Origin of the sequence: Delftia acidovorans NBRC 14950 (genome assembly GCF_001598795.1) — a bacterium.
In the GTDB taxonomy this organism is placed as follows: domain Bacteria; phylum Pseudomonadota; class Gammaproteobacteria; order Burkholderiales; family Burkholderiaceae_C; genus Comamonas; species Comamonas acidovorans.
In genome coordinates, this window is sequence record NZ_BCZP01000042.1 from 18,860 (window position 1) to 34,236 (window position 15,377).

The window sequence follows — 15,377 nt, forward strand, 5'->3', positions numbered from 1 at the left end:
GCTGCACGCCTCAGGTCGGCGTATCCACGTCATCCCAGTCATTGCCCTCGAAGCGCACCAGCCAGTTCAGCGCATGGTGGCGTTCCATGAGCACGTCGGCGCTCAGCCCGGCGGGCGCGGGCTGCTGTTGCACCTGGGCCTGGCGCACGATCCAGTGCAGGCGGTAGTGCTGGTCCAGGGCGTCGAGGATTTCGCTGTCGGGCCGCATGCGTGCGGCATGCAGGGCGCCTTGCAGGTCGCCCGCCTGCAGCAGGGTGCGCGAGGTGAGCGGCACATCGCAGATGGCGTCGGGGAACGGCAGCGCATCGACCAGGCCCAGCGCCCATTCCAGCAAATACGCGGCTTCGTAGCGCCAGCCGAACTTGGCGATGGCCTCTTCGGAGGGCTGGGCAGTGGCCATGAATTCGCGCTCGTTGGGGGTGAGCGCAGCCTGGGCGGCCGGCAGGCGCTGGAACAGCTGCTCGGGCGTGAGCGGTTCGCCACTGGTCAGTGCTTCGTTCAGTGCGTCGTTCAGTGATTCGGCGCGCACGGCCACGGCCAGCAGGGCAAAGGCACGGGCGGCGATCTCGTCGGGTGCGCGCATGCGCAGTTCGGGCTCGGAGATCAGCGGCGGCAGGCTGGCCGCTGGCGTGAAGCCGCGCTGCGCCAGCACCTGTTCGCTGCGCTGCTTGCGATGCCAGGCCTGCTGCGGATAGGGCAGCGCAGCCTGGTCATCAGGCTCGGCGCCGCTGGCATCCAGCAGGATGCGGCCCTGCGGGTCGCGGATGCTGCCGTCCGTCAGAAAGGCGATGGCGTTGGCGCGCTGTGCCCAGCCGGCAAAGGCATCGAGCTGGGCCGGCGCAATGCCCAGGCTCAGGTGCTGCTGCACGCGCTGGATGTGGCGCATGGCGTGGTAGCGGTTGCGCGTCATCTGCCCATCGCCGCGCCCCAGCACATAGCCGACAAAGCCTGAAAGATGCGATGCCAGTTCGGGGTCCGACAGATCGCGGCGCCCGGCCAGCGTGTGCGCAAAGTCAAGCGCGGGAAGGTCCCAGACGGTGCAGTAGGCGTTGATGAGTACTTCGTCTTCTGCGGCATCCGACTGGGGTTCGTGCGGCTGGTGCTGGTTTTGCGGGTGTTCCTGTTGGCGAGCGGGCTCGGGGGCGGGCTTGCTGAATGCGGTCTTGAGGCGGGTGAGGAGGTTTTTCATGTTCACGGGCTTGGTTCCGGGGTTGGTTCCGGGATTGGGAGCGGCAGGAATCACCCCGCCTCTTGGCCACAGCACGGCCTGCAGGCGGCGGGTGACTCAGCCCTGCAGCTCCAGCACCGCCATGCGGTCATACAGCGTGGCCCGCGAGATGCCCAGCTGGCGCGCCGTGGCCAGTTTGTTGCCGCTGTTGGCGGCCAGGGTGGCGGTGATGGCCTTGCGCTCCAGCTCGGCCACCTGCTGGGCCAGGGGGCGCAGCAGGTCGGTGTCGGCGGGGCTGTTGTGGGCAGGGGACGGGGCGGGTGCAGTCTCGGGGCCGGGCGCGGGGGCGGCGGGTTCCACGCCGGATGAGCGCAGCACTTCGCGCAGTTGCTCTGCGTTGATGGCGGTGTCTTCGCTGCGCATGGCGGCCTGCTCCAGCACGTTGCGCAACTCGCGGATGTTGCCGCGCCAGGTCTGGCCGGCCAGCAGGGCCAGAGCATCGGGCAGCAGTTCTGGCGGGGGCATGTCGTTGCGCAGGGCCAGCTCTTCGGAGAGGACTTCGACCAGGGCCGGGATGTCGCGCCTGCGTTCGCGCAGCGGCGGCACGCGGATGGGCAGCACGTGCAGGCGGTAGAAGAGGTCTTCCCTGAAGCGGCCGTCGCGCACCATCTGCGGCAGGTCGCGCGAGGTGGCAGCGACCACGCGCACGTCAAAGCGCACGAGCTGGTTGGAGCCCAGCGGTTCGATCTCGCCTTCCTGCAGCGCGCGCAGCAGCTTGGCCTGCAGGTTCAGGGGCATGTCGCCGATTTCGTCGAGGAACAGCGTGCCGCCGTCGGCCAGCCTGAACTTGCCGTCGCGCGGCTTGCGGTCTGCGCCGGTGTAGGCGCCGGGGGAAACGCCGAAGAATTCGGCCTCCAGCAAGGCGTCCGGCACGGCGGCGATGTTGACGGTGACGAAGGGGCCGCCGGTGCGGGCCGATGCCGCGTGGATGGCATGGGCCAGCAGCTCCTTGCCGGTGCCGGTCTCGCCCAGCAGCAGCACGGGGCTGAGCGACTGGGCCGCGCGGCGCGCCTGGCGCTTGACCTCCACGGCCGCCGGGCTGCTGCCGACAAAGCTGGCAAAGCTGTACTTGGCGCGGCGCTCGCCCTGCACGGCCACGCGCAGGCTGCGGTTGCGCTGGGCGGCCAGCTCGCGCCGGGCCTCGTCCAGGTCGCGCTGCAGAACGGCGAACTTGCTGATGAGGGGCTGCAGCGTGGTCTCCGGCTGGTCGAAGAGCACGATGCCGATGGCACCGATGACCGCACCCGCATCGTCCTTGAGCGGGATGCGGCTGACCACGAAGGTGCCGGCGCGGTTGGTGAGCAGGTCGATGAGTACGGGCTCGCCGGTTTCCAGCACGCGGCGCATGCGGGTGTTGGGGATGACGTCCTCGACCATGTGGCCCAGGAAGTCGTCCACCGAGGCCACGCCCAGGTCGGGCAGGAAGCGCTGGTAGCCCTCGTTGACCCAGACGATGCGCCCTGCCCTGTCGGCCAGGAACATGCCCTGGCTCATGGTGGAGAACAGCTGGAACATGGAGCGCGCTGCCAGCGCGAGGATGCCGTCGGCATCGAGCGGCAGGGGCTGGACCAGGGTGGGTGTGGGCGGCATGGATGGCATCCTAGCGGAGTCGCCTTGGGTCCCCTTGAGATCCCTTTTGGCAGCCTGCGGGTCTGCCGCGCTCAGCCCTGCGCGATGGCGACCTGGGCGCAGATGGCGCGGCACATCTGCGCCGCCTGCGCGTTGGCGATGAAGTAGTAGATGCTGACGCCTTCGCGACGCCGGCCCAGCACGCCGGCCTGGTACAGCGTGTTCAGGTGCTGGGACATGTTGGGCTGCGTGGTGGTGATGTCGGCGAGCAGTTCGGTCACGTTCTTCTCGCCATGGCACAACACGCTGATGATCTTCAGGCGCACGGGCGCCGCCATGGCACGGAACAGCTCCGCAGCGCTCTCGAACACGCTGTCGTCGCTCAGGTCCATGCTGTCATTGCGGCTGTCCATAGGCGTCTGTCATCCTGGTAATGGCGGGTGGGCGGGTTGGCGGGCCGGCATGCTCGCCGCCCCATCGGGCTAGTTTATAGCCCGCAGGGCGGCAGCGCAGGCTCGGCCCGGCTCGGGCTCGGCTTGATCTACGGCAAGGCGCCGTGTCATCGCTCAGAAATCAACCGTGGCCGACAGCAGGACTTGCCCAAGGCAGGCCGCACAGCGGCATCGGAGCCATCGCTCCGATGTCCAGGCTCAAATCTGCAAACCAGCTCTTGCCGGTTCACAGCTAGCGCGGCAGCAGGCCCGGCAGTATGGCATTCAGATCCACCGCATCGGCCATGGCGCGGTTGCCTTCGTCGCCAGGATGCAGCCGGTCGCCCGAGTCGAAGCGCGCCGCCATGCGGGAGGGATGGGCGCCATCGCGCAGCACGGCGTCGAAGTCGATGACGGCATCGAAGGCACCGCCCAACCGTATCCATGCATTCACCTGCCGGCGCAGGTCGTCCTTTTCGGCCTGGTAGTAGTCGTCCAGCGGCGTGCCTGGCAAGGCGCCCTCGAAGGGCGGCAAGGTGGCGCCGATCACGCGCAGGCCGTGGCTGCGCGCCCTGGCAACCAGCTGGCGATAGCCCTCTGCCATGTCCTGCAGGGTGGGACGCGGCGCCTGCCGCGCAAAGGCCGTGCCGGGCCAGGAAATATCGTTGATGCCCAGCAGCACGATGAGGCTGCGCACACCGGGCTGGGCCAACACATCACGCTCCAGCCGCGCCAGCGCATGCTCGCCCATGCCATCCGACAGCAGGCGCGCGCCCGAAATGCCGGCATTGACCACCGCCGCGCCGTGCGGCGCAAGGCGCGCGGCCAGGAAGTCCGGCCAGCGGCTGTCCCGGTCCAGGCTGGCCGTGGCGCCGTCGGTGATGGAGTCGCCCATCACCGCTACCACGGGCACCGCAGGCTCCGCGAGGTCGGCCTCGACCTGAATACCCGCCAACAGCGGGCGGGCCGTGCTGCTGATTGCGCCAGGGTCCGAAGTCCGCAGCGCCGCAGCAGAGGACTGGTCGCCCGCCACGATCCAGCCGGTCTGGCGCCCATCCCAGTGAAAACTCTGCACAGGCGTGACGCCGGGCAGGTACAGGCTCACGGCCACCTGCGACAGCGAGGCCAGCGGCAATGCCACAGGGTCGCTGACCAGGGATGCGCCTGCGGCAATGGTGGCTTGCGCGCTGCCGCCAAAAGTCACGGCCTGCAGGCTGCCAGCGTCAATGGCGCCCTCCGGCAACGGCTTTGCCACGGTCGCCCTGCCCACGGTCACAGGCTGGCCGCCATAGGCGTTGGACAGCACGATGCGCAGGCGCGGCCCGCCCAGGCTGATGCGCGCCACCTGGCGCACGGTCTGGTCCTGCAGAACGGCGGGCAGGTTGGTAGGAAAGAGGAAGTCCGCCCCCCAGACTGGCTGCGGGCTGGCCTGCCACGTGGCAGCCCAGTTGGAGGCTTCAGCCGAACCCGCCGGCACCGTCGAATCCGCCATGGCTGGCGTGGAAATCAAAAGCGCCAGAAGGACTGCGCCCGAGGCCGTGGAAAGCGATGGAAAAAGTTGCCGCATGAAAGAAACCCGATGTCTGTCGATGGCGGGATCATGGATTCAAGGGCTGCGCGGGACTAGACGGTCTGCTGGAACACCATCTATGAATGGAAGGCATCAACCAGCGGACGAAAAAAAAGCCCCTGCCTCGGAAGGCAGGGGCTGTCAGGGGCCCGGGGCGCCATGCGTGACACCGCCGGGCCGGCTAGCAACGGGTTGGCATCAGCCGGCAGCCGCCTCCGGCGAGGGCTGAAGGCGCTTGAGCACGCGCGGCACGATAAGCACGCAGGCCACGATGATGATCAGCGTCAGCGACATGGGGCGCTGCAGGAAGATCCACCAGCTGCCTTCGCCGATGGACACGGCATTGCGCATCTGTGCCTCGGCCAGGGGGCCCAGGATCATGCCGACCACGACGGGCGCGGTGGGGAAGTCGAAGCGGCGCATGATCACGCCCAGCACGCCGATGCCGTACAGCAGGAACAGGTCGAAGGCGCTCTGGCGCATGCCGTAGGCACCCACGGTGGCGAAGATCAGGATGCCTGCGTACAGCTGGGGACGCGGGATCTTGAGCAGCTTGACCCACAGGCCCACCATGGGCAGGTTGAGCACCAGCAGCATCAGGTTGCCGATGTACAGCGAGGCGATCAGCGCCCAGACCAGGGCGGCGGACGAGCTGAACAGCTGCGGGCCGGGGTTGATGCCGTAGTTCTGGAACGCACCCAGCAGCACGGCCGTGGTGTTGCTGGTGGGAATGCCCAGGGTCAGCAGCGGGATCAGCGCGGCGGTCACGGTGGCGTTGTTGGCGGCCTCTGGGCCGGCCACGCCTTCGATGGCGCCCTTGGTGCCGAACTCGGCACGGTTCTCACCCTTGGCCAGCTTCTTTTCGGTGGCGTAGCTCAGGAAGGTGGGGATCTCGGTGCCGCCGGCAGGGATGCAGCCGAAGGGTGTGCCGATGACGGTGCCGCGCAGCCAGGCGGGCCACGAACGCTTCCAGTCGCGGCCGGTCATGTGCACGCGGCCCATCTTGTTTTGCGTATCGACGACCTTGCCTTCGTACATGGCGGCGTACAGCACCTCGGCCACGGCGAACAGGCCCACGGCCACGAGCACGATGTCCACGCCGTCCAGCAGTTCCATCTTGCCCATGGTGTAGCGCGCAGCGCCCGAGATCTGGTCCATGCCGATGCAGCCCAGCGCCAGCCCCAGGAACAGGGCCGTCATGCCGCGCAGCGCGCTTTGGCCGAGCACGGCACTGACGGTGGTGAAGGCCAGCACCATCAGCATGAAGTACTCGGGCGGGCCCAGCTTGACGGCAAAGTCGGCCACCGACGGCGCGAACAGCGTGACGACCACGGTGGCCACGGTGCCGGCCACGAAGGAGCCGATGGCGGAGGTGGCCAGCGCGGCGCCCGCGCGGCCGCTCTTGGCCATCTTGTTGCCCTCCATGGCCGTGACCATGCTCGCGGTCTCCCCGGGCGTGTTCAGCAGGATGGAGGTGGTGGAGCCGCCATACATGGCGCCGTAGTAGATGCCCGCGAAGAAGATCATCGAGGCGGTGACCTCGACCTTGGCAGTAATGGGCAGCAGCATGGCCACGGCCACGGCCGGGCCGATGCCGGGCAGCACGCCCACGGCCGTGCCCAGGGCGCAGCCGACCAGAGCCCACAGCAGGTTGGCGGGTGTGATGGCGGTGGCGAAGCCCGCCATCAGTGCGTCAAAGATTTCCATTACAGCCACCCTGTCTCAGTCAGGCCCGGCAGGTTGATTGCCAGGAATTGCGTGAAGGCCCAGAACACGGGCGCCGAGATGAGCAGCCCGGTGACCACGTCCTTGACCCAGGTGATGGGTGCGCCCGCCTGGGCCTGGCCGCCAGCACGGCGCAGGCCCTGCACGGCCAGCACGTAGCAGATGGTGCAGCTGACGATGAAGCCCGCCGTGCCGATCAGTGCGGCGTTGACCATCAGGCCGGCCGACACCCAGACGAAGGCGCCGATGTCGGCGCGTGGATGGCCGCCAGGTGCGGAGGCTTCGCGGTAGCCGCCCGTGCGCGCCTCCCAGACCAGCCAGGCGCCGCAGACCGCGAGCACCACGGCGCATAGCCAGGGCAGGAAATTGGGGCCGACGCCGCCGTAGCCGGAGTCGGAAGGAATCTGCAGCGCGCCGAAGGCCAGGCCTGCAGCGACGAGCAGCACGCCAGAGCCGACGATGGTCTGCGCGCGAACCGAGGGAAAGCCGCTGGGCTCTTCGGCCTGGACGGCATCCGTGGCAAGTGGATTGGGTTGTGAGGACTCGGACATGGTCAGTTCCTGGCCGCAGCGGAACCGGCGACCGGGCCAGCCACCGCTGCAGACGTGGGGAAAAAATTAAGCCGCCGGGGCCTGCGGGCCGCTGGCGCGGCGCGCGGGCATCTTCCGCTTCTTGAAGCAGGCGCTGCGACTGGCGCCTGCCGTGGCCCGCAGGAGTGCAGGCCTGTGGCCGCACCAGCCCCGCAAGAGGCCGGTGCGGCCGTGCGATCACACCATGCCGGACTTGACCATGGTGGCGCGCAGGCTCGCGAACTCCTGGTCCACGAACTCGCCGAAGGCATCGCCGGCCAGCCACGCGGGCGTCCAGTCGTTCTTCTGCAGAGCCTCGGCCCAGGCCTTGCTCTTGGTGGCCTTCTCCAGCATGGCGACCAGCGCGTCGCGCTGGGGCTTGGTGATGCCGGGCGCGCCGTACACGCCGCGCCAGTTGCCGATCTCGACGTTGATGCCCTGCTCCTTGAGCGTGGGCACGTCCACGCCCTTCAGGCGCTGGCCCGAGGTCACGCCGATGGGCTTCATCTTGCCGGTGCTGATGTACTCGGCGAACTCGCTGAAGCCGCTGCCGCCCACGGTGACGTTGCCGCCCAGGATGGCGGAGATGGCCTCGCCGCCTCCACGGAAGGCCACGTAGTTGATCTTGGAGGGATCGACGCCGACTTCACGCGCGATCATGGCCGCCGCAATGTGCTCGGTGGAGCCGCGCGAGCCGCCGCCCCACTTGACGGAGCCAGGGTCCTTCTTGAGCTGGGCGATCACCTCGGCCATGTTCTTGAAGGGCGAGTTGGCGGGCAGCACGAACACGTTGTATTCGCTGGTCAGGCGCGCCAGCGGCGTGGCCTGCGTCAGGTTCACGGGCGGCTTGCCCGTGATGATGCCGCCCAGCATGACGGCGCCCATGACCATCATGGCGTTGGGATCGCCCTTGCTGCCGTTGACGAACTGCGCAAGACCGATGGCGCCAGCGGCGCCGCCCTTGTTGTCATAGGTGACGGAAGCAGCCTGACCAGCGTCCTGCAAAGCCTTGCCCAGGGCACGGCCCGTGGTGTCCCAGCCGCCGCCGGGGTTGGCCGGCAGCATCATCTTGACGGCGACCGCAGCCTGAGCAGACAGCGGCAGGCTGCCTGCGGCGGCCAGTGCGGCCAGCGACTTCAGAAAAGTATCACGACGCATGGTTTGACTCCTTGTGTTGTAAGGCTGTCGATGATCGGTTCGCTACCTGTCAAATGGCTGTCCAAACCCCTAGGGGAATCCCTAGATCGCTCTTGGCGCGATGGCCTGCATCGCGCCCGGTGCTAACGTGCGGGCCATGCAATTGCTGCTCGTAGAAGATGACAACGCCATGCGCACCACGCTGCAGCGCACGCTGATCCGGCGCGGCATCCAGGTGGAGACGGCGGCCGACGGCCCCTCGGCCCTGGCGCAGTGGCTGGTGCGCGAGCCCGACGCCGTGGTGCTGGATTTGAGCCTGCCCGGCCTGGACGGCCTGCAGGTGCTGGAGCGTGCGCGCGGCCAGGGCCTGCGCACGCCCGTGCTCATCCTGACTGCGCGCGGCACCGTGGGCGACCGCGTGCTGGGCCTGAACGCCGGCGCGGACGACTACCTGGCCAAGCCCTTCGACCTCGACGAGCTGGAGGCCCGGCTGCGCGCCCTGCTGCGCCGCAGCAGCGACAGCTTCGCGCCCAAGCCGCCGCCCGAGACCATTGCCATGGGCGCGCTGCGCTACGACAAGACCAGCGGCGCCATCCACCGCGATGGCGAGATCATGGAGCTGACGCCCCGCGAGCTGGCCCTGATGCACGCCCTGCTGGCGCGCCCCGGCCATGCCGTGGCCAAGGAGCGGCTGTTCGCGCTGGTGTTTCCCGGTGAGTCCGACGTGCAGTACGAGGCCGTGGAAGTCGTCGCCTACCGGCTGCGCAAGAAGCTGTCGGGCACAGGCGTGCAACTGGTTACGCTGCGCGGGCTGGGCTATCTGCTCAAGGCCGAGTCAGCCTGACGCATTGCCGCATTCCTGCACCGCAAGCCCATGCGCGACCCCGGTCTTCCCCTTCCCGCCCCCGCCCGCGCGCGCCAGCCCTGGTCGCTGCGCCGCCAGCTGCTGACGGGCATTCTCGTCCCCGTCATTCTGTTCATTGGCTTCAATACCTGGAGCCTCTACCACCAGACGCTGGCTGCGCTGAACACGGCCTATGACCGCACGCTGCTGGCATCGGCCAAGAGCATCAGCGAGCAGCTGGATGTGACGGGCTATGACGAGTCCGCCCAGTTGCATGCCATCGTTCCCTACTCGGCGCTGGAGATCTTCGAGGCCGACAACCAGAGCCGCATGTTCTACCGCGTCTCCACGCTGGACGGGGAAATGGTGTCGGGCTTTGGCGAGCTGCCCATGTGGCACGGCGTCATCCCCCAGCGCCCGCCCTACGCGGCCCTGGTCGATTTCTATGACGCACAGTTCCGCGGCAGGCCCGTGCGCATGGCCGTGCTGCTGCAGCCCGTGGCCAGCGCCAAGGGGCGCGGCATGGCCGTGATCCAGGTGGCCGAGACGCTGGAGCTGCGCGAGACCCTGGCCCTGCAGATCCTGCGCACCACGCTGGCACGCCAGGCCCTGCTGGTGGCTGCCGTGGCGCTGATCGTGATCTTTGTGGTGCAGCGGGCCACCCAGCCCGTGCGCCAGCTCAGCAGCGACCTGCGCTCGCGCCCGCGCGGCGACCTGAGCCCGCTGTCGGCCCCCGCTGCGCCGCGCGAATTGCAGCCGTTGCTGGAGGCCATCAACCAGCTCATGCTGCGGCTGCGCCAGCTGCTGTCGGACCAGAAGCGCTTTGTGCGCGATGCATCGCACCAATTGCGCACACCGCTGGCCGTGCTCAAGGCCCAACTGCAGTCGGCCCAGCGCGGCGATGTGCCGGCCGAGCAGGCATTCGAGGAAATCGGCGCCACCGTGGACCGCGCCACGCGGCTGGCCAACCAGATGCTGGCGCTGGCCAAGGTCGAGCAGCTGCGGCAGGAAGACAGCGCCGAGCCGGCGTCGCCCGCCCCCAGCCTGCTGGACGAAGTGGTGCGCGACGTGGCCATCGAACTGTCGCCGCTGATTGCCGAGCAGGACATCGATTTCTCCATAGACACCGAGCCCTGCCCCGTGCCGGCCCATGAATGGATGCTGCGCGAGCTCACGCGCAACCTGCTGCACAACGCCATACGCCACATGCCTGCGGCCGGCAGCCTGCACATCAGCGTGCACCAGGCCGGCAGCCAGGCCGTGCTCAGCCTGCGCGACAGCGGGCCGGGCATAGACAGCGATCTGGCCCAGCGGCTGTTCCAGCCGTTCTCGGCCGGCAATGCGCGCAGCGGCTCGGGCCTGGGGCTGGCCATCTGCCACGAGATCGTGCAGACGCTGGGCGGTGCCATCGAACTGCGCAACATCTACCGGCAAGGGCTGGTCTGCGGTCTGCACGCGCACGTGGCGATTCCGCTGCAACCGGCCACTGGCAAGCACCCCGCGCCGCGCGCACAATAACGCCATGACCGATATCGAATCCATGCGTCTGGACAAATGGCTGTGGTGCGCGCGTTTCTACAAGACGCGCAGCCTGGCGGTAGAAGAGATCGGCAAGGGCCGCATCACCGTCAACGGAGCCCTGGTCAAGCCCGCGCGCGAGGTGCGCTGCGGCGACACCGTGGTGCTGCGCCAGGGCCAGATTCCGCGCACCGTGGTCATTCGTGGCCTGTCCGGCATGCGCGGCCCCGCGCCCGTGGCCCAGGCCCTGTACGAAGAAACCGCCGCAAGCCTTGCCGAGCGGGAGCGCCTGGCCGAGCAGCGCCGGCTGGCGCCCGAGCCCGCCAGCAGCATTGCCGACCAGCACGACGGCCGCCCCACCAAGCGCGACCGCCGCCAGATTGACCAGGTGCGCGAGCGCGGCAACTGGGACAGCCGCTGGAGCGCATCCATCGACGACCTGGACCGGCGCTGAATACCGCGGCCCTGCCCGCCTCACGCCTCTTCCAGCAAAAAGGCCATGCGCAACCACTGCGCATGGCCTTTTCTCATGGGTTTGCGGCCGCAGCCCCCTGCGGCGTTCAGACCACCTGGTCCTTGGCCGGTGCGTCGTCCCCCTGCGCACGCGGCAGGATGAGGTTCATCACCATGGCGGCCATGGCCCCCACGGTCACGGCCGAGCCCAGCAGGTACTGCAGCATGTCCGGCAGGGTCTGGACCCAGTCCTTGGGAGCCAGCGTGGCGAAGAACGAGCAGATGATGGGCACGCCCACCACCAGCATGGCGCGCTCGTCCAGGCGCACATGGCGCAGGATGCGGATGCCCGCCATGGCAATGGTCACGCAGACCACGGCGAACATGCCGCCGATCACGGGCGAGGGAATGGCCGCAATCAGCGCCGAGAACTTGCCCAGGAAGCCCAGGCAGGCCAGCACCAGGCCGGCTGCAATGAAAACCATGCGGCTGGCCACGCCGGTGATCGAGATCACGCCGGCGTTGGTGGAATAGCCGGTGACGGGCGTGGCGCCTATCAGGGCGGCCACGCTGCAGCTCAGGCCCTCTCCCACGGCGCCACGGTCGAGCTGGCGGCTGGTGATGGGCTGGTTGATCACGGCCGATACCGCAAACCAGGTGCCCGTGGTTTCCGCCATGACCACCAGATAGATCACGACAAAGGTCAGCACGGCAGGCAGGCTGAACTGCAGCGGGTAGTCGATGCCGGCCAGCTTGGGCAGCGTCAGCCAGGGCGCATCCACAACCGGCTGCCAGGCGAACAGGCCCATGGCCCAGGCCACGGCCGTGCCGCCGGCCAGCGCAATGATCACCGACGACAGGCGCATCCAGCGGCCCAGCCGGTTGTCAAAGCGCAAGCCCAGCATCATGGCCGCGATCAGCAGCGCCGCCGATACCGATGCCAACGCAATCGACTGGTTGACCGTCATGCCGCCATGGACCGAGAACACGTTGGCGCTGAGCGCAATCGGCAGCAGCGACAGCCCCACCACGAGGATGATGGTGCCGCCGACGATGGGCGGCACCAGCCAGCGGATCACGCGGTGGAACCAGCCCAGCGCCCCCAGCGCAATGACGATCAGCGCTCCCGGAATCAGCGCGCCATAGACCGCTCCCATGCCGCCGAAGCCACCGCCCGCGCCAAAGGCCACGGCCAGGATGGCACCCAGCGGAATGTAGGAAGGCCCTTGTGCCACGGGCATGCGCATGCACCAGGCGGTCTGGATCAGCGTGCCCAGTCCCGCTGCGAGAAAGGTGGACTGGATCATGGACGCCGCATCGGCTTGCGACAGCGCCAGGGCCGAGGCAATGATGAAGGGCACGACATACACGTCCATGGCCATCACATGCTGCAGGCCCAGCAACAGGGCCTGTGACAGCGTGACGCGGTCGTCGGGGCGGGCGATCAGGCGCCCTTCGTAGGAGGAGGTCGGTTCGGTCATGGGACGGAAAAATGCGGAAAACGGCCGCAGCGCAAAGACTGCGGCGCTCAGACAGCAGTGACAGCGCCGACCGCGCCGGCGGCCTGGCGCCGGTGCACGCACTCGCCCTGCACCCAGGTGCTGGCCACATTGGCGCGCGTGGCGTGGTGGATGATCTTTTGCAGAATGTCGACCGGGCCATCCGCGCCGGGCCAGATCTGGACATTGGAGTCAGGCCCCTGGCAGTCGATGGCCAGGGCGTCCATGGCGTGGCCGGGCTCGATGCGGCCAATCGGCAGGTCCAGCGCATCGCCCCCCGCCGCCGTGGCCAGCCACAGCGCAAAGACGTGGTCGATGCGGGCCTGAACGCCCTGCCGCGCCCTGCCGCGCTGCGAAGCGTCCAGGGCCGGGTCCACCCCCTCATGCAAGGCCAGCGAGGCCGTCATGGCGTGGCGGCAGGCATCGAACATGCTGGGGCTGTAGCCGCCCGAGATATCCGTGGCCAACCCCATGCCCAGGCCCTGCTCACGGCCGCTACGCGCGGGGAAAACGCTGTTGGCGAAATAGAAGTTGGACAGAGGGCAATGCGCGACCGAGGCGCCCGTGCGCGCCATCAGCGCCACGTCATCGGCCGTGAGGAAGTTGGCATGGGCCACGACCGTGCGGCGTGTGAGCAGGCCGAAATCATGCAGCGCATGCGCATCTGTGCGGCCCTGGCGTTCCAGCACATGGGCATGCGCCCAGTCGCTCTCGGAGCAATGGGTTTGCACATGGGCGCCGGTGCGTCCAGCCAGGTCGCCCAGCCCGCGCAGCAGCTCGTCGGTGCATGAAGGAATGAAGCGCGGCGTGATCACCGGCAGCACGCGCTGCTGCGCGTTGTCCGGATGCTGGCGCAGCCAGTCGATGAAGCGCGCCGTCTCGGCAATGCCTTCGGCGGCGCTGGCGTCCTTGTAGTACGGAGGACATTGCGACGGCTCGTCCATCGCCACCTTGCCTACCAGGGCACGCTGGCCCAGGGCCAGGCAGCGCTCGGCCAGCACCTGGTTGCCCACGGCGTGGATGGTGCCGAAGTACATGGCCGTCGTCGTGCCATTGGCCAGCAGCGTGCGCACCACGCTGTCGTAGACCGATGTGGCAAAGCCGGCATCGCCGTAGCGCGCTTCCAGGGGAAAGGTGTACTCCTGCAGCCAGGTTTCCAGCGGCACATCCAGGGCCTTGCCGCTTTGCGGCCATTGCGGTGCATGCACATGCAGGTCCACCATGCCGGGCAAAAGGTACTGGCCCTCGGGCAGGCGCTGCAGCGTGCCTGCGGCCGCATGCGCGGCCTCCAGAGCGGCGCGGCGGGGATCATCGCGCTCCAGCACGGCATCGATCATGCCGCGGCCATCCACCACGATCAGCACGTCCTGCTGGATGCGCAGCGCATCCGGCATGGGCGCATCGAAAGCAGTGCACAACAGGGCCCAGCCCCGGCCAGGGTCAGCACAATTCATCATGGAAACGCGGCCCCCTGCCTCACTTGGCCTTGAGCTTGGCCAGGTCCTCGGCCGTCAACCATCGCCACTGGCCCGGCTGCAGGTCCTCGGTGAGCTCCAGCTCGCCGATCTTCCAGCGATGCAGGCCCTCGACGCGGTTGCCAACGGCCGCGATCATGCGCTTGACCTGGTGGTACTTGCCTTCGGTCAGCGTGAGGTCCAGCACATGCTCGCTCACCTGCTCGCAGGCAGCGGCCTTGACGGGCTTGGGGTCATCGTCGAGCACCACGCCGTCGAGCAGGCGCTGCACCTGGCCGGCATCGACCGGATGCTTGGTGGTCACGCGATAGATCTTGGGCACATGCTTCTTGGGCGAACTCATGCGGTGGATGAACTGGCCGTCATCGCTGAGCAGCAGCAGGCCCGTCGTGTCCTGGTCCAGCCGCCCCACGGCCTGCACGCCCTGCACGGCACCCTTGTTCGGGCGCAGCCGCAGCGGCAAGGGCAAAAGCGAGTAAATGCTCGGATAGGTCGAAGGTTTTTGCGAGCACTCCGTGCCCGCCGGCTTGTGCAGCAGCACATAGCCCAGTGCGTGATAGGCCCACTCCACGCCCTGCACGCGATAGCGCAGGCCTTCAGGATCGATGTCCTGCGTGGAGTCGAGGCAACGCACCCAGTCATTGGCCTCGGTGTCCCACAGTTCCACCCAGCCCTGCTGGACCAGTCCGGAACACACGCGGCGGATGCCGAACCCTTGGGAATACAGAATGTCTTGCAGTTGCATGTTCATCTTTCAAGCCGTCTGCGCCCACCATGGCGCACGCACATCGCGCAGGCGACGATACAAGTACTTCTGCGCAAACAAGCAAAAAACCCCGTAGCTTTGGGCTACGGGGTTTCTTGGGCTGTAAGAGCCTGACGATGACCTACTTTCACACGGGAACCCGCACTATCATCGGCGCAAAGTCGTTTCACTGTCCTGTTCGGGATGGGAAGGAGTGGTACCAACTTGCTATGGTCATCAGGCATAACTTGTTGTCGTGCTGCTCATGGAGCAACACAACGAATTCATAGAGTCTGTAAATCAGCTTTGTATTTTGACTGCGCCTTACTTGGCATAACCACCTTGATGATCACGTCATCAAAGTTATAGGGTCAAGCCTCACGAGCAATTAGTATCAGTTAGCTTAACGCATTACTGCGCTTCCACACCTGACCTATCAACGTCCTGGTCTTGAACGACTCTTCAGGGGGCTCAAGGCCCCGGCAGATCTCATCTTGAAACGAGTTTCCCGCTTAGATGCTTTCAGCGGTTATCTCTTCCACACTTAGCTACTCGGCAATGCCACTGGCGTGACAACCGATACACCAGAGGTGTGTCCACTCCGGTCCTCTCGT

13 protein-coding genes and 2 rRNA genes are annotated in these 15,377 nt (G+C 67.6%); 3 read left to right on the forward strand and 12 right to left on the reverse strand.

Annotated features, from left to right (window positions below):
• Positions 1–10 precede the first annotated feature (10 nt).
• The 7 genes from DA1_RS28030 to DA1_RS28060 form a co-directional block, all read right to left on the reverse strand.
• Positions 11–1,189, reverse strand: coding sequence for a DUF4272 domain-containing protein (locus tag DA1_RS28030; protein ID WP_034391603.1), 1,179 nt, complete (start codon positions 1,187–1,189; stop codon positions 11–13).
• A 96-nt stretch (positions 1,190–1,285) separates the two neighbouring features.
• Positions 1,286–2,818, reverse strand: a complete 1,533-nt coding sequence (locus tag DA1_RS28035) for a sigma-54 interaction domain-containing protein (protein WP_034391602.1) — start codon at positions 2,816–2,818, stop codon at positions 1,286–1,288.
• A 71-nt stretch (positions 2,819–2,889) separates the two neighbouring features.
• Complete coding sequence (locus DA1_RS28040; RefSeq protein ID WP_013803351.1) at positions 2,890–3,210, reverse strand: ArsR/SmtB family transcription factor; 321 nt, start codon at positions 3,208–3,210, stop codon at positions 2,890–2,892.
• Positions 3,211–3,481: 271 nt separating this feature from the next.
• A complete protein-coding gene (locus DA1_RS28045; protein ID WP_034391599.1) occupies positions 3,482–4,795 on the reverse strand; it encodes an SGNH/GDSL hydrolase family protein in 1,314 nt (437 codons plus the stop codon).
• A gap of 201 nt (positions 4,796–4,996) precedes the next feature.
• Entirely contained in the window at positions 4,997–6,505 is a 1,509-nt protein-coding gene (locus DA1_RS28050; RefSeq protein ID WP_034391597.1) for a tripartite tricarboxylate transporter permease, read from the reverse strand.
• Positions 6,505–7,074: a tripartite tricarboxylate transporter TctB family protein gene (locus DA1_RS28055; RefSeq protein ID WP_034391595.1), complete on the reverse strand. Its 570-nt coding sequence runs from the start codon at positions 7,072–7,074 to the stop codon at positions 6,505–6,507. The genes DA1_RS28050 and DA1_RS28055 overlap by 1 nt, the downstream gene beginning before the upstream one ends.
• Positions 7,075–7,290: 216 nt before the next feature.
• Positions 7,291–8,250, reverse strand: a complete 960-nt coding sequence (locus DA1_RS28060) for a Bug family tripartite tricarboxylate transporter substrate binding protein (RefSeq protein ID WP_013803365.1) — start codon at positions 8,248–8,250, stop codon at positions 7,291–7,293.
• Positions 8,251–8,350: 100 nt separating this feature from the next.
• Between DA1_RS28060 and DA1_RS28065 the strand changes: the two genes are divergently transcribed.
• The 3 genes from DA1_RS28065 to DA1_RS28075 are packed head-to-tail and all read left to right on the forward strand — an operon-like array spanning position 8,351 to position 11,045.
• Complete coding sequence (locus DA1_RS28065; RefSeq protein WP_012204436.1) at positions 8,351–9,073, forward strand: response regulator transcription factor; 723 nt, start codon at positions 8,351–8,353, stop codon at positions 9,071–9,073.
• Between the two features lie 30 nt (positions 9,074–9,103).
• Positions 9,104–10,591 carry a sensor histidine kinase gene (locus tag DA1_RS28070; protein WP_013803366.1) on the forward strand — a complete coding sequence of 496 codons (1,488 nt, stop codon included), beginning with the start codon at positions 9,104–9,106 and terminating at the stop codon, positions 10,589–10,591.
• Between the two features lie 4 nt (positions 10,592–10,595).
• Positions 10,596–11,045 carry an RNA-binding S4 domain-containing protein gene (locus DA1_RS28075; RefSeq protein ID WP_013803367.1) on the forward strand — a complete coding sequence of 150 codons (450 nt, stop codon included), beginning with the start codon at positions 10,596–10,598 and terminating at the stop codon, positions 11,043–11,045.
• A gap of 106 nt (positions 11,046–11,151) precedes the next feature.
• Here the strand turns inward: DA1_RS28075 and DA1_RS28080 are convergent, their stop codons facing one another.
• The 5 genes from DA1_RS28080 to DA1_RS28100 all read right to left on the reverse strand — a co-directional run.
• The gene (locus tag DA1_RS28080) at positions 11,152–12,525 is read right to left on the reverse strand and encodes a uracil-xanthine permease family protein (RefSeq protein WP_034391593.1); all 1,374 of its coding nucleotides are present in this window, start codon (positions 12,523–12,525) and stop codon (positions 11,152–11,154) included.
• Positions 12,526–12,572: 47 nt separating this feature from the next.
• Positions 12,573–13,937 carry a guanine deaminase gene (guaD, locus tag DA1_RS28085; RefSeq protein WP_230590739.1) on the reverse strand — a complete coding sequence of 455 codons (1,365 nt, stop codon included), beginning with the start codon at positions 13,935–13,937 and terminating at the stop codon, positions 12,573–12,575.
• Between the two features lie 82 nt (positions 13,938–14,019).
• Positions 14,020–14,763, reverse strand: a complete 744-nt coding sequence (locus DA1_RS28090; protein ID WP_013803370.1) for a 16S rRNA pseudouridine(516) synthase — start codon at positions 14,761–14,763, stop codon at positions 14,020–14,022.
• A 129-nt stretch (positions 14,764–14,892) separates the two neighbouring features.
• Positions 14,893–15,005, reverse strand: a 5S ribosomal RNA gene (gene rrf, locus DA1_RS28095).
• A gap of 125 nt (positions 15,006–15,130) precedes the next feature.
• Positions 15,131–15,377 (reverse strand): 23S ribosomal RNA (locus DA1_RS28100); the annotation flags it as partial.